This is a genomic window from Micromonospora sp. NPDC000663 (assembly GCF_042898105.1).
Classification (GTDB): Bacteria; Actinomycetota; Actinomycetes; order Mycobacteriales; family Micromonosporaceae; genus Micromonospora.
Genome location: NZ_JBIAYR010000015.1, coordinates 79,958 through 97,731 on the forward strand (window position 1 = coordinate 79,958; position 17,774 = coordinate 97,731).

Annotated in this window: 15 protein-coding genes; 1 reads left to right on the forward strand and 14 read right to left on the reverse strand. The window is 72.1% G+C overall.

Translation table 11 applies throughout. The features are described 5' to 3' along the window. Positions 1 to 22 precede the first annotated feature (22 nt). From ACFY1S_RS28585 to ACFY1S_RS28640, 12 genes are all read right to left on the reverse strand, one after another. Positions 23 to 499 (reverse strand): hypothetical protein, encoded by a 477-nt coding sequence (locus ACFY1S_RS28585; protein ID WP_387123914.1) that lies wholly within the window; start codon positions 497 to 499, stop codon positions 23 to 25. Positions 500 to 596: 97 nt separating this feature from the next. Next, complete coding sequence (locus tag ACFY1S_RS28590) at positions 597 to 3,620, reverse strand: Rne/Rng family ribonuclease (protein WP_387123916.1); 3,024 nt, start codon at positions 3,618 to 3,620, stop codon at positions 597 to 599. Positions 3,621 to 3,751: 131 nt separating this feature from the next. Next, positions 3,752 to 4,471, reverse strand: coding sequence for a TIGR03936 family radical SAM-associated protein (locus tag ACFY1S_RS28595; RefSeq protein ID WP_387123961.1), 720 nt, complete (start codon positions 4,469 to 4,471; stop codon positions 3,752 to 3,754). 252 nt (positions 4,472 to 4,723) lie between these two features. Next, a complete protein-coding gene (gene mycP, locus ACFY1S_RS28600) occupies positions 4,724 to 6,055 on the reverse strand; it encodes a type VII secretion-associated serine protease mycosin (protein WP_387123918.1) in 1,332 nt (443 codons plus the stop codon). 10 nt (positions 6,056 to 6,065) lie between these two features. After that, positions 6,066 to 7,520: a hypothetical protein gene (locus ACFY1S_RS28605; protein ID WP_387123920.1), complete on the reverse strand. Its 1,455-nt coding sequence runs from the start codon at positions 7,518 to 7,520 to the stop codon at positions 6,066 to 6,068. A 10-nt stretch (positions 7,521 to 7,530) separates the two neighbouring features. Next, a complete protein-coding gene (locus ACFY1S_RS28610) occupies positions 7,531 to 7,971 on the reverse strand; it encodes a hypothetical protein (protein WP_387123921.1) in 441 nt (146 codons plus the stop codon). A 115-nt stretch (positions 7,972 to 8,086) separates the two neighbouring features. Beyond that, positions 8,087 to 8,281, reverse strand: a complete 195-nt coding sequence (locus ACFY1S_RS28615; protein WP_364362235.1) for a hypothetical protein — start codon at positions 8,279 to 8,281, stop codon at positions 8,087 to 8,089. After that, entirely contained in the window at positions 8,278 to 8,640 is a 363-nt protein-coding gene (locus tag ACFY1S_RS28620; RefSeq protein WP_364362234.1) for a YbaB/EbfC family nucleoid-associated protein, read from the reverse strand. Before ACFY1S_RS28620 ends, ACFY1S_RS28615 begins: the two co-directional genes overlap by 4 nt. Beyond that, positions 8,637 to 9,047: a YbaB/EbfC family nucleoid-associated protein gene (locus tag ACFY1S_RS28625; protein WP_387123923.1), complete on the reverse strand. Its 411-nt coding sequence runs from the start codon at positions 9,045 to 9,047 to the stop codon at positions 8,637 to 8,639. Before ACFY1S_RS28625 ends, ACFY1S_RS28620 begins: the two co-directional genes overlap by 4 nt. Positions 9,048 to 9,067: 20 nt before the next feature. Then, a complete protein-coding gene (locus ACFY1S_RS28630; protein WP_387123925.1) occupies positions 9,068 to 9,802 on the reverse strand; it encodes a hypothetical protein in 735 nt (244 codons plus the stop codon). Positions 9,803 to 9,850: 48 nt separating this feature from the next. Next, on the reverse strand, positions 9,851 to 10,159 hold the full coding sequence (locus ACFY1S_RS28635; protein ID WP_364362231.1) for a type VII secretion target: 309 nt from the start codon (positions 10,157 to 10,159) through the stop codon (positions 9,851 to 9,853). A gap of 110 nt (positions 10,160 to 10,269) precedes the next feature. Then, positions 10,270 to 12,264 carry a TIGR03960 family B12-binding radical SAM protein gene (locus ACFY1S_RS28640; RefSeq protein ID WP_387123927.1) on the reverse strand — a complete coding sequence of 665 codons (1,995 nt, stop codon included), beginning with the start codon at positions 12,262 to 12,264 and terminating at the stop codon, positions 10,270 to 10,272. Between the two features lie 106 nt (positions 12,265 to 12,370). On the opposite strand from ACFY1S_RS28640, the gene ACFY1S_RS28645 reads away from it, so the two are divergent. Beyond that, positions 12,371 to 13,663, forward strand: a complete 1,293-nt coding sequence (locus tag ACFY1S_RS28645) for a hypothetical protein (protein ID WP_387123929.1) — start codon at positions 12,371 to 12,373, stop codon at positions 13,661 to 13,663. Between the two features lie 9 nt (positions 13,664 to 13,672). Here the strand turns inward: ACFY1S_RS28645 and ACFY1S_RS28650 are convergent, their stop codons facing one another. Both ACFY1S_RS28650 and ileS read right to left on the reverse strand, forming a co-directional pair. Then, on the reverse strand, positions 13,673 to 14,362 hold the full coding sequence (locus ACFY1S_RS28650) for a lysophospholipid acyltransferase family protein (RefSeq protein WP_387123931.1): 690 nt from the start codon (positions 14,360 to 14,362) through the stop codon (positions 13,673 to 13,675). Between the two features lie 96 nt (positions 14,363 to 14,458). Beyond that, positions 14,459 to 17,605: an isoleucine--tRNA ligase gene (ileS, locus tag ACFY1S_RS28655; RefSeq protein ID WP_387123933.1), complete on the reverse strand. Its 3,147-nt coding sequence runs from the start codon at positions 17,603 to 17,605 to the stop codon at positions 14,459 to 14,461. Between the last annotated feature and the right edge of the window lie 169 nt (positions 17,606 to 17,774).

Sequence of the window (17,774 nt, forward strand, 5' to 3'; positions counted from 1 at the left end):
ACCCCAAACCGGCCCGCCCTGCTCAGCGCGGACAGAGCTGGTCGAGACGCTGCTGAAGCCTGTCGAGTTCGGTCTCGTCGATCGACTCGACGTCGACGCCGAGCGCGGCGACCTCGGTCCCGATGTCGGTGAGCAGCGTCTTGAGCTGCGGATCGGCAGTCCGCGCCGACTGCTCCCGCAGCGCCGTCCGCCAGCCCGTCAGCGCCGCCTCGGCCCGCTCACGGGCGGCCTCGGCGGTGGCGCTGTCCCCGTCGCCCAGCGCCGCGATCATCCGGCCCAACTCCTCCACGTACGTCTGGACGGCGCTGGCGCCCACCTGCCGCGCGGCGGCACAGACCTGGACGGTGTCGCCGGCCGCCGCGCCGCCACCCGCCGGCGTGCCGACCGGGCCGGAGGGGGCGCCCCCGGTGGCCGAACCGGTCGGGCTCCCGTCGGCGGCGCAACCACCCCCGGCGGAGAGCGCGGCGACCAGCACGGTGACGGCGAGCAGACGACGCATCTTCTTCTCCTGACCGAGGATGGCCGGACCGGCGAGGTCCCTCCCCCGTCACTATGCCGGGGAAGGGACCTCGTCAAACATCGGGCCGGTCAGACGGTCAGGGGCGGGTCCGCCGGCGGGCGCCACCCCGACGGGAACGGCGACGGCCCGCGCCGCCCTCGGTGCTCTCCTCCTCGGAGTCACCGTCGGCGAGCGCATCCGGGTCGTCCGCGGCGGCCAGCCGGGCCGACTCGCCCTGCTGGCTGTCCGACACGGCCGGCGCGGCGGCGGTGTCCGACTCGTAGCGGGACAGGTCGTAGCCCATGGTGTCGACGTAGTCGGCGCCCGGTTCGGCAGCGCCGTCGGTCTCGGTGACCTCGACCACCGCCTTCTCCGCCGAGGCGCTCTTGCGCGCCCGGCGGCGGGACGACGCGGTGCCCTGCTCGGCGGGCGGAGCGGCGGCGACCGACGAGGCGACCGCCTTGACCTTCTCCCCCGCCCCACCGGTACGCGGCTTCTCCGGCACCGGCTCGGTGTGGATGATGACGCCCCGACCCTTGCAGCACTCGCAGGTCTCGCTGAACGCCTCCAGCAGCCCCGCGCCGATCCGCTTACGGGTCATCTGCACCAGGCCGAGCGAGGTGATCTCGGTGACCTGGTGCTTGGTCCGGTCCCGGCCCAGGCACTCGGTCAGCCGGCGCAGCACCAGCTCACGGTTCGACTCGAGCACCATGTCGATGAAGTCGATCACCACGATGCCGCCGATGTCGCGCAGCCGCAACTGGCGGACGATCTCCTCGGCCGCCTCCAGGTTGTTGCGGGTGACCGTCTCCTCCAGGTTGCCCCCGGAGCCCGTGTACTTGCCGGTGTTGACGTCGACCACAGTCATGGCCTCGGTCTTGTCGATCACCAGCGAGCCGCCGGACGGCAGGAAGACCTTGCGGTCCAGGCCCTTGATGATCTGCTCGTCGATCCGGTACTCGGCGAACACGTCGCTCGTGCCGACGTGCCGGCGCACCCGGTCGACCAGGTCCGGGGAGACGTGCGACAGGTACGACTCGACCATGTCGTACGACTGCTCGCCCTCGATCACCAGCTCGCGGAAGTCCTCGTTGAACAGGTCCCGGACCACCCGGATGACCAGGTCGGGCTCCTCGTACAACAGCACCGGCGCGCCACCCTCGGCAGCCTTGGCCTGGATGTCCTCCCACTGCGCCTGGAGCCGCTTGACGTCCCGGGCCAGCTCGTCCTCGCTGGCGCCCTCGGCGGCCGTACGGACGATCACGCCCGCGCCGTCCGGGACCAGCTTCTTGAGCGCGTCCCGCAGCCGCTTGCGCTCGGTGTCCGGCAGCTTGCGGCTGATGCCTGAGGCGTTGCCGTTGGGCACGTACACCAGGTGCCGGCCGGACAGCGCGATGTGGCTGGTCAGCCGCGCGCCCTTGTGCCCGATCGGGTCCTTGGTGACCTGGACCAGCACCGAGTCGCCGGAGCGCAGCGCCTGCTCGATCGAGCGGGCGCGCCCCTCCAGGCCGGAGGTGTCCCAGTTGACCTCGCCGGCGTACAGCACCGCGTTGCGGCCCCGGCCGACGTCGACGAACGCCGCCTCCATGCTCGGCAGCACGTTCTGCACCTTGCCCAGGTACACGTTGCCGGCCATGGTGCCTGAGGAGTTGCGGGTCACGTAGTGCTCGACAAGCACCCCGTCCTCCAGGACGGCGATCTGGGTGCGGTCACCGCGCTGGCGGACCGCCATCACCCGGTCGACCGCCTCCCGGCGGGCCAGGAACTCCGACTCGCTGAGGATCGGCGGACGCGTACGCCGCTGCTCCCGGCCGTCCCGGCGGCGCTGGCGCTTGGCCTCCAGCCGGGTCGAGCCGGACACGCCCTGCACCTCGTCGACCGTCTTGCGCGGCTCACGGATCTTGACCACGGTGGGTACGCCGTCGTCGGCGGCACCCTCGGTGTCACCCGCGCCCCGACGGCGGCGACGTCGGCGCCGACGGGTCATCCCGTCCCCGCCCTCGGACTCCTCGTCCTCGTCGCCCTCGGCCTCGGCGGTCTCCTCCTCCTCGGCCTGCGCGGCCTCCTCGGAGTCGTCGTCCTCGGAGTCCTCGGCACCGCCCTTGCCCCGGCCCCGGCCCCGGCGACCACGCCGGCGGCGACGGCGCGCGGCGGCGCTGTCCTCGTCGTCCTCATCCGCCTCGGTGGCCTCCTCGGCCTCCTCGGTCGGCTCCTCCTCGGCCTCGACCGCCTCGACCGGCTCCACCGGCTCGACGTCGCGGCGGGGACGCCGGCGACGGCGGGACGGCTCGGCCTCGACGGCCGGCTCCTCGGCGACCGGGGCGGGCTCGGCCGGCCGGGTCACCGGTACGGCGTCCGGCTGCGGCGCCATGAACAGCACGGTGGGCGCGGTGAGCGCCGCCCGGCGACGGCGGGTACGCGGCTGCTCCGGCTCGACCACCTCGGCCGGCTCATCCGGCACCGCGGCCACGGCCACGCCCGGCGGCACCTCACCGGAGACACCCTCGACGCCGCTGGTCCGGGTCGGCTCGGCGCTTGTCTCGTTCAGCTCCGCCTCGGCCTCGCGCCTGTCGGATTCCGCAGCCTGGGCGTCCTCGTCCTCGACGGCGGGCACCTCGTCGACGGCCGGCGGCTCCTCGACGGCGGCGGGAGGCTCCTCGACGGCGGCCGGCGTGGCCTTCTTGCGCCGGGTGCGGGTGACCTTGACCGGAGGTACGACGTCGGTCGGGGCCACCTCCGCACTGGCCGCGACCAGCGGCTCGTCGGCGGTGGTCTCGACGGCTGTCGCCTTGCGGCGGCGCCGGGGCGTCTTCGGGGCGACGTCCAGGTCACCGGAGATCGGGGCGAAGACCTCAGCCTGGGGCGACTCGACAGCGCCAGCCCCGGCGGCGGACGCCTCGACGGGCGCCTCGGCCTGCTCCGGCTGGTTGAGCGGGGCGGCCCGCCGCCGGGTCGCCCGGGCACGTCGCACCGGTGCTGGGGGCTCGGCGTTCTCCGCCCCGGACGGCTCCGTGCCGGGGGTCGCGACGGCGCCGCCGTCGGCAGTGGTGCTCTGGTCGGCGGTCTCGCCGGCCGGCTGTGAACCGGTCCGTTCGCCGCCCTCGGGCTCGTTCTCGAGCATGGACGTTCTCCAGTTCTGGCTAGCCCGGGCGCGGGTGAGCGCTGCCACGCAGGGTCGCCGCAAAAGTGTTTCCGCCGGGCGCGCGTGGTGCGCGACCGCCGAAGTCTGCCTGCCAGAGCACTGACCGTCGGTCAGTGCCCAACGATGGCTGCCCCGTCGCGGTCCGCATCCAACGGATCCACGATCGCACCCTGCGCGGTCAGCGTGCCCTGAGCCAGCCGGGTCACCCTCGGCGAGACCGGCGGCTCCAGGTCGGCCACCACGCGGAGGCCGGAAAGGACGTCATCGGGCCGTACGGACGGGGTGACCTGCCGCACGACCAGTTCGAGTATCGCACACGGGACGGCCGGTGCCCCGGAAGGCGTCGGCGTCGAGGCGAGGACATCGATCGATATCACCGCCGCACGTGCGTCGAAGGTGCGTCGGCCCTGCTTGGTCATCCGCTCGACCAGCACCTCGTCGGCGGCGGTGAACGCGTCCACGGCGGCGCGCAGCACGGTCGGGTCGACCTCGGGCAACTCGATGTGCCAGTGCGAGGCCTGGATCCGGTCCGGCAGGCTGCCCCCGTCGGCGACCACGGCGTCCAGCACGTCCAGGCCGGGCGAGAGCGCGGCGTCCAGCGCCGCCCGCAGCGCCTCCGGGTCGACCGGCGCCTGGAGGCCGATCTCCAGGTACTCGGCCTCGCTCGCCACCCCGGTGGGCGCGGCGCTGGCGTAGGAGATCTTCGGGTGCGGGGTGAATCCCTGGGAGAAGGCGATCGGCACGGCGGCCCGACGCAGCGCACGCTCGAAGGCCCGGGCGAAGTCCCGGTGCGAGGTGAACCGCAGAGGTCCGCGCTTGGCGTACCGGATGCGGACGCGCTGGACGACCGGTGCCTGGCCGCCCTCGGGTTGAGGCTTTCTGGCGATCGTGGGCTCCCTGGGGTGTACCTGCGTGTCCACCCATCCTGGCGCAGGGCCCGTGACGGTACGCAACCGGGGCGGCCGGATCGGCCCGGTGAACCGGCGCAAACCGGTCAGCGGGGCCGGGTCGACCCGCCCCACGACTCCGCGGGCCGGCCGACGACCCGCGGTCACCTGCCGGCCCGTCGACGAACAGAGGGGTTACCGCTCCCTCGGCGGCGGAGGCGGTGTCCCACCTGGCGGGGCGTAACCCGGCGGTGGGGCGTACCCGGGTGGAGGGGCGTAGCCCTCCGGTGGGGCGTACCCGGTGGGGGGCGCGGGGTCGAGCACGTCATCCGGGAGGTCGGCCGGCAGGGCCGCCTCGCGGCGGTACCGGCGACGGTTCCAGATCAGGAAGACCACAAGCGCCACCAGCAGCACCAGCACCACGGCGATGCCGATGCCGATGACCATGACCTGCTGGTCCGTGGGACCACCACGGTCGCCGTGCTGGGTGACGTCGAACTCCTCGTCCGAGGGATCCGCGCGGGCCGGCGTCGGGTTGGTCACGGCTGACGGATCCAGCAGTGGGTTGGCGGCGACCTGCGGCACGTTCGCGCTCAACGCGGTCACCGGGTCGATCAGGCCGAAGCCGTACTGCGGGTCCCGGCCGGCCGGACCGGCGTCCCGGGCGGTCCGGATGATCCGGTTGATCACGTTGGCGGCGTCGAGGTTCGGATACTTCGCCCGGATCAACGCGGCCACACCTGACACGATCGCGGCCGAGTCGGAGGTGCCGTCACCCCATCCGTAGCCCTTGCCGGGCCCCACGTTGTAGACGTCGTCGCCGGGCGCGGCGATCACCGCCTCCGGCCCGTTGGCCGACCCGGACCAGAAGGCGCCACCCCGGGTGGTGCCGGTGACGGCGAGCACGCCGGGAACGGTGGCGGGAGCGGCCACCTGCACGAGGCCCCTGGCGAGGTTGCCGGCGGAGACCACCACGACGACGTCGCGGTCCAGGGCGTACCTGATGGCGCTCTCCTCCTCCGGAGTGACCGCCGAGGGCTTGCCCTGGGACAGGTTGATCACATCGGCGCCGCCGTCCACGGCCATCCGGATGCCGCGCGAGACCGCAGTGTCGTCATACGGCTGGGCCTTGCCCGCGTGCAGCTTGATGGGCAGGATCCGCGCGTCGGGTGCGATGCCGTCGACACCGTCGCTGCTGGCGTTCGTCGCCGCGATGATGCCGGACAGGTGGGTGCCGTGCCCGTCCTCGTCGGCCCGGCCGTCCCCACCGGCGCCGTAGCTGCGGCCACCGGCGAGCACCCGGCCCTTCAGATCCGGGTGGCTGGCGTCGACGCCGCTGTCGATCACGGCCACGACCACGCCCCGCCCGGTGGAGAGCTTCTGTGCCTGCTCGATCCGGAGCTCGTCCAGATACCACTGTTCGGCTCGCCGGGGCGCGGCGGCGGCCGGTTGGGCGGCCCCCAGCACCAGGAGACCCGCCAGCAGGCCAGCCGCGACCGGCCGGAGCGCTCCGACGTTCACCCTCATCCGTCCATCCTCATCGCAGGACACCGGGGGACGCACCGTCACCGGGGCCCCACGGATCGTCGTCCTCAGTCAACCACGACGAGTGCTCGGAGCCCGTGCCACCGGCGCCGTGTCCGGCACCTCCGGCGCCGCCCATCATGCCGCCGCCCATCATCCCGGCACCGCCACGCGCGCCGCCCGCCGCGCCGGCGCCGCCCGCGCCCGCCGCGGTACGCAGCGCGTTCGCCGCGCTCGTCATCGGCGGCACCTTGCCGTTGCCACCGCCGACCATGCCGGGGATTCCGCCCATGCCGATCCCGCCGGCGGCGCCCAGGCCACCACCGCCGGCCCCGATCCCGCCTGCCGAACCGACACCACCGCCTCCGAAGCCACCGCCGGCGCCACCCAGCCCGGCGCTGCCGACGCCGGAGCCGCCCAGGCCGCCGCCGAAGCCGCTGCCGACCCCACCGGGCCCGGCACCGGCCAGGCCACTTGTGTAGTCCTCGTCGCCTCCCGGGTAGCCGGAGCCGGTGGACGGCGGGTCGAACGGGCCCGCCCCGGTCGACGAGGGGCCCTCGCCGGGACCGCCGGTCGTGGGCGGGGAGAACGGACCCACGCCGGACGTGGGGCCACCTGTGTCGCCGATGCCGGGCGGCCTGCTGCCGATGTCCGGACGAGTACCGACGTCGGGATTGCCGATGTTGGGATTGCCGGTGTCGGGGCGACCCGTCGGCGACACCCGGTCGTCGGGCCGGTAGGTGTCCTGCTGACCCGACGGATCCTGTACGACCAGCTTGGGACGTTCGGTGTACACCGCCTTGGGCAGTGGAGACATCGCCGTGTTGGCGGCCTGCTGGTTGTCCCGGTACCAGTTGTCCAGGTGGGACTTGGTGTCCCACCAGCCGCCGCGCTTCTGGTCACCGGCCTGGCCGTCGACCTTCATCGTCGCTTCCAGGTCGTCGGCCTTGTCGCGGAACGCGCCGTCGGCGTACGACGCCGGGTTGCTCTGGTAGTCCTGCCGGAGGGCGGCCAGGAACCCCGTCGTGCTCTCGCCGTCGCGGGCGTCGTCGAGCTCGGTGCCGTTGGGCAGGCTCCACTCGTTCCAGCCGAAGTCGTCCATCAGCGGGACCGGGATCGTGGAGACCGCCTTGCGGATGTCCCCCTCGATCCGCGTCAACGCGCCGCTGACGTTGCTCGCGTCGGTGATCAGCTCCTCGATCTGCTTGCCGATCTCGCCCAGGTGCTCGCGGTACGCGTCACCGCCGCTGCCCTTCCAACCGGCGAGCATGGCCGGCAGCCCGCCGACGTGCGGGCGCTCCTGACCGGTCGCGATCGGGCCGACGAACGACCGGCCGACGAGCGCGTCGCGCAGGTAGCCCAGACCGGTGGAGAGGTTGTTCCAGCCCACCCCGACCGAACCGACGGTGTCCGGGTCCGCGGAGAGCGTCACCTCGCGGACGCACCGCTCCCAGGTTCCTCCAGCCATGTCGTCCCCCTCAGGCCGTGTACGGGTAGGTGGGTGCGCCGCTGGCCGTGGGCGGCGGCGCCGCGGAGTCCAGGAGGCGTTCGATCTCCTTGCCGTTGGCGGCGTTGCGGGCCTCCGTGTCGCGGAACGCCTTGGCGATGTCCTCGGTGCCCTTCTTCAGCGCCGCGAGCTTCTGCGACAGCGTCGTCAGGTGCGCCTCCATGTTGGCGGTGGACTTCGTGAGCGCCTGCCACTGCATGCGGGCATCCTCGAAGGCACCGAAGGGGGTGCCGTTCGGAACGGTCTGCGCGCTGCTGCTGTCGCCCTTCATCCGTTCCTTGACGCGCTCCATCTCGTACTTGATGGTGTCGTCGACGTACTGCTTCAGGCGCTCGATGTACGTGGCCGCCGCGTCCAGGTCCTCGACGCTGACGTGCAGATCGCCGGTGTTCGGCGGCGGAATGTCCCCCATGCGATTCCTCCCCGTTGCCGACCCACCGGGTCGGTCCATGTCAGACGCAGCGTATCGAGTACCGCCACGTCGAGGCAGCACCCACCGTCGCTAATCGTAACCACTGCTGTCGATGTCAGCGACGCAGTTGCGGGACGAGCAGCGCGATACCGATCCCCACCAGGGCCAACGGAGCCAGCAGGACAGCCACGCCACTCCAGGCGGCCTCGTCCCGCATCACCTGGACGACCATCAGGACCACCAGACCCACGAGGATCACGGCGATCACCGAGAGCATCACCACCAGCACACGGGCCTTGTCAGGGCTCATCGTCCGTCCCTCCCACGGGGCACCAGCGACATCGGATCGGCCAGGAATGTGTCGACGTCGACACCTCCCAGCCGCAGGCCGGACATGATCTCCGACCGACGCTCGTCGGCGAGCGCCTCGGCGGCGCGGACGGCCTCCACCACCGCCTCGCCGAGCGTGATGTTGTCCACCGTACGGGGGGCCCGCGCGGCGACGGAGACGTCCAGCAGCTCCTTCGCACCGGACACGGTGGCGGTGACCATGCCGTCCGCGGCGGTGCCGACGAACTCCTCCCGGGCCAGTTGCCCGGTCTCACTTGTGGCCGTCTCCAGCAGCGCGGTCACCTCCGTGACCAACTGTGCGATGTCGACCCTCCTCATCGGAGCCCCCTCGTCGCGTCGCGCCACACGGTAAGCGGATCCCGCGCGCCGGCTTCCCAGTCGACCGGGTCCGGCACGACGTCGTCGAGACCGGCCCGGATGGTCTGCGCCATGGCGAGCCGGGCGGCGGTCACCGCCTGACGGCAGTGCGGGCCCAGGAGGTTGGCGGGCAGGTCCCGCACCGCCCGCGCGCTGATCCGTACGTCGGTCACCTTGCCCGCCCCGTCGACGACCGCGACTATCGCCCCTGTCTCGTCGGTCCCCTCGTACGTCCGGTCGCGGGTCTCGGCGACCATCGCCACGAGGTCCCGGGTGGCCTCCTCGGCGCGACGCAGAGCGGGTTCGTACGCCTCGGTGCGGGTCACCTCCCGGGCGGAGTCGACGGCCCTGCGGTAGGCATCACTCATCACTGCTCCGTTCGTCGGACTCAGTTGCCCGGTACCACGATCTCCTTGTTCCAGCTCTCCGGGTCGCTGACGATCTCCCGGTAGCGGTCCCCGATCCGGGCGCTCTCGGCGTCGACCTTGTCCCCGGTCAGCTCGAACCCGCGCTTGAGCTGGGCCACTGCCGTGCCGATCGCGCTGTTCGCGCCGCGCATGGCCTGCATGAGCCCGACGATGGCGGTGATGATGGCGGTCACGAACGCGGCCCAACTGCCGATGACCGCCCACTTGAAGGCGGGGCCGGCCGGGCCTGCGGTGTTGGCGGCGATGCAGCCGACGATCGCGAGGCCGGTGCCCACCGACCAGGCCCAGAAGAGCGTCTCGAGCCCGTCGGCGACTGTGTTGCAGCCCGACGAGGTCGTGATGGCCAGTTCCTTCAGTGCGTCCAGCGGCTCGACGACCTTCGTGGCCAGGAAACTCTTGAAGACCTCGGCGCCGCCGCCCTTCCACAGCCCGTCGACCTCGCCGTGGAGTCGGGACAGCCGGCCGGCCAGGGCGGAGAACTCCTCGGCGAGGCCCGTCCACTTGTCGTCGGCCTCCTGGAACGGGGCCCAGCTGCGGATGTTCATGACGGCGACCGGGCTGACGAAGGCCATCGCCAGGGCCCCAGCGCCGGACGGCTCGGCGGCCACGGCGAGCGTCCCGCCCAGGCCGATGATGACCGCCTCCAAGCCGATCGTGCCTGCCGTGTCAGCGCCGGACACCACGTTGTCCGCCACAGCTCACCCCCCGTGTGCCGTCGAAAGAAGAAAGAACCGCGCCTGTGGTCAGTCCAGAGCGGTGTCGAACGACTGGCCGTGCCGCTGCTCCATCGTCTGGTAGTGCTGGACGACCCGGCCGAGCCCCTGCGCGACCTCGCCGAGCGCGGCGGCGAGCGCCGACACCGCCTGCGTGGTCGTCTCGTGCATCTCGTCGTACGCGGCGGAGAACCCCGCGTCGAACGCCGGTGCGGCCCCGGAGGGCAACCGCAGGTATTCGATCTTGGGGAGCACACCGGAACGCAGCGACTCCGCCGTCCCCGACATCTCCGAGGCGAGTTCGCCGAGCTTGCCGGTGTTCATGGAGAATTCGGACACCACGCCTCCCGCACCAACGCCGGTCACCCACCTGGCCTGGGCCCGGTGGGTGACGTGTCGGGTATGGAGGGTAGCGGCTCAGTGCATTCGCCGCTGCCCTGCGGGAGCGGTCAGGCGGGGTTGCCGGCCGCCGGCACCTTCATGCCGTTGCCGCCCAGCGGGGTGAGCGGGAGCAGCTTGCGGCCGGTCGGGCCGATCTGGATCTCGGTGTCCATCGAGGGGCAGACACCGCAGTCGAAGCACGGCGTCCAGCGGCAGTCGTCCTGCTCGAACTCGCTGAGCGAGTCCTGCCAGTCCTGCCAGAGCCAGTCCTTGTCCAGCCCCGAGTCCAGGTGGTCCCAGGGCAGGACCTCCAGCTCGTCGCGCTGACGGGTGGTGTACCAGTCGAGGTCCACCCCGTACGCGGGCAGCGTCTCGGCGGCGGCGTCCACCCAGCGCTGGTACGAGAAGTGCTCGCTCCAGCCGTCGAACCGGCCGCCGTTCTCCCACACCCTGCGGATCACCGAGCCGACCCGGCGGTCGCCCCGGGAGAGCAGCCCTTCGATGAGCGACGGCTCGCCGTCGTGGTAGCGGTAGCCGATGGCCCGGCCCAGCGAGCGGTCCGAGTTGATCGCCTGCTTGAGGATCTTGAGCCGGTGGTCGATGACCTCCGGACGCTCCATCGGCGCCCACTGGAACGGAGTGTGCGGCTTCGGCACGAACCCGCCGATGGAGACGGTGCACCGGATGTCCTTGGAACCCGTCGCGGCCCGACCCGCCTTGATCACCTCGTGCGCCATGTCGGCGATCTCGAGGACGTCCTCGTCGGTCTCGGTGGGCAGGCCGCACATGAAGTACAACTTCACCTGCCGCCAGCCGTTGCTGTACGCGGTGACGACTGTGCGGATGAGGTCTTCCTTCGACACCATCTTGTTGATGACCTTGCGGATCCGCTCCGACCCGCCCTCCGGGGCGAAGGTCAGGCCGGTACGCCTCCCGTTGCGGGACAGCTCCTGGGCGAGGTCGATGTTGAAGGCGTCCACCCGCGTCGACGGCAGCGACAGCGAGACGTTCGTGCCCTCGTACTGCTGGGCCAGACCCGAGCACATGTCACCGATCTCGGAGTGGTCCGCCGAGGAGAGCGACAGCAGGCCCACCTCGGAGAAGCCGGAGAACTCCAGCCCCTCGCGGACCATCTGCCCGACGGTCGTGATCGACCGCTCCCGCACCGGCCGGGTGATCATGCCGGCCTGGCAGAACCGGCAACCCCGGGTGCAGCCCCGGAAGATCTCCACCGCGTACCGCTCGTGCACCGTCTCGGCCAGCGGGACCAGGGGCTTCTTCGGGTACGGCCACGCGTCCAGGTCCATCGTCGTGCGCTTGTGCACCCGGAACGGCACGTCCGCCCGGTTCGGCACGACCCGCTGGATGCGCCCGTCGGGGAGGTAGTCGACGTCGTAGAAGCGTGGCACGTAGACGCTCTCGGTGCGGGCCAGCCGCAGCAGCAGCTCGTCGCGGCCCCCGGGGCAGCCCTCGGCCTTCCAGTCCCGGACGATCGCGGTGATCTCCAGGACCGCCTCCTCGCCGTCACCGAGCACTGCGGCGTCGATGAAGTCGGCGATCGGCTCCGGGTTGAACGCGGCGTGCCCACCGGCCACGATCACCGGGTCGGCGTCGGTGCGGTCGGCGGCGAGCAGCGGGATGCCGGCCAGGTCGATCGCGGTGAGCATGTTCGTGTAACCCAGCTCGGTGGAGAACGAGATGCCGAACACGTCGAACTCGCGGACCGACCGGTGCGCGTCGACGGTGAACTGCGGCACGCCGTGCGTGCGCATCAGGTTCTCCAGGTCCGGCCAGACCGCGTACGTCCGCTCGGCGAGGGTGTCGGGCAGCTCGTTGAGCACCTCGTACAGGATCTGCACGCCCTGGTTGGGCAGGCCCACCTCGTACGCGTCGGGATACATCAGCGCCCAGCGCACGGTGGCGCCGTCCCAGTCCTTGACCACCGCGCCCAACTCGCCGCCGACGTACTGGATGGGCTTGGAAACCTGAGGGAGCAGCGGCTCCAGCCGGGGCCAGACGGAATTGGTCGCGGCCGCGCGCGGCGTCGTGGACGGGGCACTCATGATGCCCAAGGGTACGCGCCCGTCCGGCGGTGACCGCGCGCACGCCCGATCGCGGTGGTGGCGGCGCGGTACTAACCTCGGACCGGCGCGAGAGGAGATTGCCGCGATGCCGGAGCCCCAGCCGGGAGCACGGCCGGCCGACGGGAGCACCCCGGGCACGGAGCCGGAGCGGGACCCGGCGGTCGCCGACGAGGCGACCTCCCCACCCGTACCCCCGGACCAGCCCGATCCCTCGGACCAGCCCCGACCCTCGGACCAGCGCGACCCGGCGGATTCCCCGGCCGCCGCGGACGCCCCCGCGGAGCAGGGTGCCGAGCCGACCGCCGCCGAGGCGGGCACGGCCGCCACCGCGGAGGCGCCCGCGCCCCGGTGGAGCGGGTCCGCGCCGGTTCCTCCCCCGCTGCCGCGTCGGCAGGGCTGGGGCGCGTCGACCGAGCCGACCCCGCCACCGCCGGTGACCCACGAGCCTCCGGAGCACCGCACCCCTGTCGACCCGTGGGCCGGCGTGGACACCGGCGGCTGGGACCTGCCGTCCGCCGAGCTGCCCCCACTGCCCCCGACGCTGGCGTATCCCCCACCGCCGTCGACCCGGCAGTGGCCCGGTCCACCGGCTCCCCCTGCCGCTCCGCAACAGGTGTCACCGCCGGCCGCGCCCATGCCGCCGCACGCCGCGCGGCCCGTCCCGCCGACCCGGCCGATGTCGCCGGCGCCGCCACCGCAGCGGCCGGTGTCACCGCCCGCGCCGGCCCCCGTGCCCAAGCAGCGTCGAGGCCGGCGCACGCCACCGCCACCACCGGCGCCGCCCGGCTGGCAGGCCCCCAGGGGGAACGTGCCGGTCCCGGTCCGGCGGCGACGCCGCTGGCCGTGGCTGCTGCTGCTCACCCTCGCCTGCTGCTGCGGTTGTCCCGCCTACTACGGGTTCCCGATCTCGGCCCAGTACCCGGCCCGGGCGGCTCTGCCCGACCAGGTGGAGGACCTCAGCCTGCGTCAGGACGACGGCAGCGCCGCGACCGCCAGGCGTCTGGAGAGTGAGGTACGCCAGGAGCACTGGCTGGCCGAGGACACGTTCGCCGGCGTCTACTCCACGACGAGCGGCAAGCGGGTGACCGTCTTCGGCGGCACCGGCTTCCGGCTGAGCCCGGAGGCGGATGCGGAGGCGGAGATCAGCCGCCTCACCGAGCGGTACGCGCTGGGCACCGCCGAGACCGTGGACACAGGTGTGCGGGGCAGGCACGAACGGTGCGCGGTCGGCCGCGCGGACGGCAGTGACGTGGTGGTCTGCACGTCGGTCGACCACGGCAGCATCGCCACAGGCGTGTTCACCAGGCTGTCCGTCTCCGACAGCGCCGACCTGCTGGGCACCCTGCGCGCCCAGATCGTCCAGCCCGAGCGGGGCTGAGCGGCGGGGTCAGGCCTCGCGGGTGGGGTCCGGGTGGGCGCGCGGCGGGGCGTAGCGGGGCACGTACTCCTGGCCGGTGAGCTTCTGGATCTCGCTCATCAACTCGTCGGTCATCTGCCGCAGCGACGCGCGGTCGTCCGGCCGGCCGGTGAAGTCCAACGGCTTGCCGAACCGGACGGTGATCTTGGCAGCGCCGGGGCGGGGCACGCGGGCGCCGATCGGTTGCGCCTTGTCCGTGCCGATCATGCCGACCGGGATGATCGGCACACCGGCGGAGATGGCCAGCCGGACCGCCCCGGTACGACCCCGGTAGAGCTTGCCGTCCGGGGAGCGGGTGCCCTCCGGGTAGACCACCACCAGGTCACCGCCCTTGAGCGCCGGGATCGCCGCGTCGAACGCGGACAGCGCGGCGCGCCCACCGGCCCGTTCGACAGGAATGGCGCCCAGGCCGGTGAGGACGAACTTGGAGATCGCGCCCTTCACACCGGTGCCCTTGAAATACTCCGACTTCGCCCAGAAGGCCAGGTGTCGGGGCACAACGGTGCCGAGGAACAGTTCGTCGGCCACCGATAGGTGGTTGCCGGCGAAGATCGCGCCGCCGGTCTCCGGCACGTGTTCCAGACCCTCCACGGTCGGGCGGAACGCCACCCGCAGCGTGGGCGCCACGGTCAGCTTGCCGATGGTGTAGAGCAGGGGCACTGGTCCTCCGGCAGATGAGGTGCGAGCAGGCGGTGTCACCGTAGCGGACGCCTCCACACTCCGCCGACGGAGGTGTGGAGGCGTCCGTACGCACGCTTACGAACGACGGACGGTCACGGTCACCCGCTCGCCCTCGCCCACCTCGCCGGCGAAGCCGTCGAGGCCCTCGGCGAAGTCCACCGAGTCGGCCAGGACCTCGCCGGACACGAAGTCGATGTACGCCGCCACCGCCGCGCGCACCTCCTCCGAGGCCGACACCGATACCACGATCCGGTCCGAGACGTCCAGGTCGGCGTCGCGGCGGGCCTGCTGCACGACCCGTACCACGTCGCGGGCCAGCCCTTCGGCGGCCAGCTCCGGGGTGACCTCGGTGTCCAGGACGACCACACCCTCACCGCCGGGCAGCGGCGCGGAGTGCTCGGCGTCGGCCGCGACCAGGCGCAACTCGTACTCGCCCTCGGCCAGGGTGACGCCGGCGGCCACCGGGGCGCCGTCGACCAGCTCCCAGTCGCCCGCCTTGACCGCCTTGATCACCTGCTGGACCTGCTTGCCGACCCGCGGGCCGAGCGCCCGGGGCACCACTGTCAACACCTGCTGGCAGTACGCGGACAGCTCCGCGCTGAACTCCACGGCCTTCACGTTTACCTCGTCGGCGACCAGGTCGGCGAACGGGCGCAACTGCTCCGCCGCCGGCGAGGCCACGGTCAACGTCGACAGCGGCAGCCGCACCCGCAGACCCTTGGCCTTGCGCAGCGACAGCGCCGCCGAGGCGACCGCCCGCACGTTGTCCATCGCCGCGACGAGGTCGTGGTCGGCCGGGAACTCCTCCGCCGACGGCCAGTCGGTCAGGTGCACCGAACGCTCCCCGGTCAGCCCGCGCCAGATCTCCTCGGCGGTCAGCGGTGCCAGCGGCGCCACCACCCGGCAGAGCGTCTCCAGCACCGTCGACAGGGTGTCGAACGCGTCGGCGTCCCCGGACCAGAACCGGTCCCGGGACCGGCGCACGTACCAGTTGGTGAGCGCGTCCAGGAAGGACCGGACGGTGGCGCACGCGCCGGAGATGTCGTACGCGTCCATCTGCGCGCCGACAGTCGACACCAGCTCGTTCGTCTTGGCCAGCACGTACCTGTCGAGCAGGTGCGTCGAGTCCGTGCGCCGCCGCGCCGGGTACCCGTCTGCGTTGGCGTAGAGCGAGAAGAAGTACCAGACGTTCCACAGCGGCAGCAGGACCTGCCGCACGGAGTCCCGGACGAGCGTCTCGGTGACCGCCATGTCACCGCCACGCAGCACCGGCGAGGACATCAGCATCCAGCGCATCGCGTCCGAGCCGTACGCGTCGAAGACGTGGTAGACGTCCGGGTAGTTGCGCAGGCTCTTGGACATCTTGCGCCCGTCCGAGCCGAGCAGGATGCCGTGGCTCAGGCAGTTGCGGAACGCCGGCCTGTCGAACAGCGCGGTGGCCAGCACGTGCATCGTGTAGAACCAGCCGCGGGTCTGCCCGATGTACTCGACGATGAAGTCACCCGGGTAGTGGTGCTCGAACCAGTCCGCGTTCTCGAACGGGTAGTGCACCTGGGCGAACGGCATCGACCCGGACTCGAACCAGCAGTCCAGCACCTCCGGCACCCGGCGCATCATCGACTGGCCGCTCGGGTCGTCCGGGTTGGGGCGGACCAGGTCGTCCACCTCGGGCCGGTGCAGGTCGGTCAGGCGTACGCCGAAGTCCCGTTCGATGTCCGCGAGGGAGCCGTAGACGTCCAGGCGCGGGTAGTTCGGGTCGTCGGACTTCCACACCGGGATCGGCGAGCCCCAGAACCGGTTCCGGCTGATCGACCAGTCCCGGGCGTTGGCCAGCCACTTGCCGAACGAGCCGTCCTTGATGTGCGCAGGCGTCCAGTTGATCTGCTGGTTGAGTTCGACCATCCGGTCCCGGAACTTCGTCACCGCGACGAACCACGACGACACCGCCTTGTAGACGAGCGGGGTGTCGCAGCGCCAGCAGTGCGGGTACGAGTGGGTGTAGGTGTCCTGCCGCAGCACCACACCCCGCTCCTTCAGCTCCCGGATCACCGGCTTGTTGACGTCGAAGACCTGCTCACCCTGGTACGGCGGGACCAGCGCGGTGAACCGGGTGTGGTCGTCGACAGTGACGATCGTCGGGATGCCCGCGGCGTTGCAGACGTTCTGGTCGTCCTCACCGAAGGCCGGGGCGAGGTGGACGATCCCGGTGCCGTCCTCGGTGGTGACGAACTCCGCGCCGAGCACCTGGTACGCGTTCTCCCCGGCCTGCTCGACGAGGAAGTCGAACAGCGGCGTGTAGCGGCGTCCGACCAGGTCGCGGCCGTACACCGTGCCGACCTGCTCGAATCCGTCCAGCTCCTTGGCGTACGCGCCGAGCCGGGCGGCGCCCACCACGTACCGTTCGCCGTCGCGCTCCAGCACCGCGTACTCGATGTCGGGCCCGACGGCGAGCGCCAGGTTCGACGGCAGGGTCCACGGCGTGGTGGTCCAGACGCCCAGCCGGACCGGCCCGCGCAGCAGCTCCGGCGCGTTCTCGTCGGCGGTCAGACCGAACCAGACGGTCAGCGTCGGGTCGTGCCGGTCCCGGTAGACGTCGTCCATCCGGGTCTCGGTGTTCGACAGCGGCGTCTCGCAGCGCCAGCAGTACGCCAGCACCCGGAAGCCCTCGTAGATCAGACCCTTGTCGTGCAGGGTCTTGAAGGCCCACATGACGCTTTCCATGTAGTCCAGGTCGAGCGTCTTGTAGTCGTTCGTGAAGTCGACCCAGCGTGCCTGCCGGTTGATGTACCGCTCCCAGTCCTGGGTGAACTCCAGCACCGAGGTGCGGCAGGCCTCGTTGAACCGGGCCACCCCGAGGTCGAGGATCTCCGCCTTGCTGGTGATGCCGAGCTGCTTCTCCGCGACCACCTCGGCGGGCAGACCGTGGCAGTCCCAGCCGAAGCGCCGCTCGACGTGCCGCCCGCGCATCGTCTGGTAGCGGGGCACCACGTCCTTGACGTACCCGGTGAAGAGGTGGCCGTAGTGCGGCAGCCCGTTGGCGAACGGCGGACCGTCGTAGAAGACGTACTCGTTCTTGCCGTCGTCGCCGGCCGGACGGGCCTCGACGGAAGCCTCGAAGGTCTTGTCGGCCGTCCAGTGCTCCAGCACCCGGCGCTCGACCGCGGGCAGGTCCGGGCTCGCCGGGACACCGGCGGCGGTCGGGTCGTGCAACGGATAGGCCATCGGGGTCGCTCTCCTCGCGCAGCTCACTCAACGTGGGTCTGCGAGGACGAACCTTCCGGGTTACGCCTCGCGACGGCGCTCCCGGGTGGTCCGCGGTACCACCCCGCTTGGCGGTCAGGATCGACCGCCCGCTCATTGCCGGCTGTGACGGGCCGCACCCGTCCGGTTC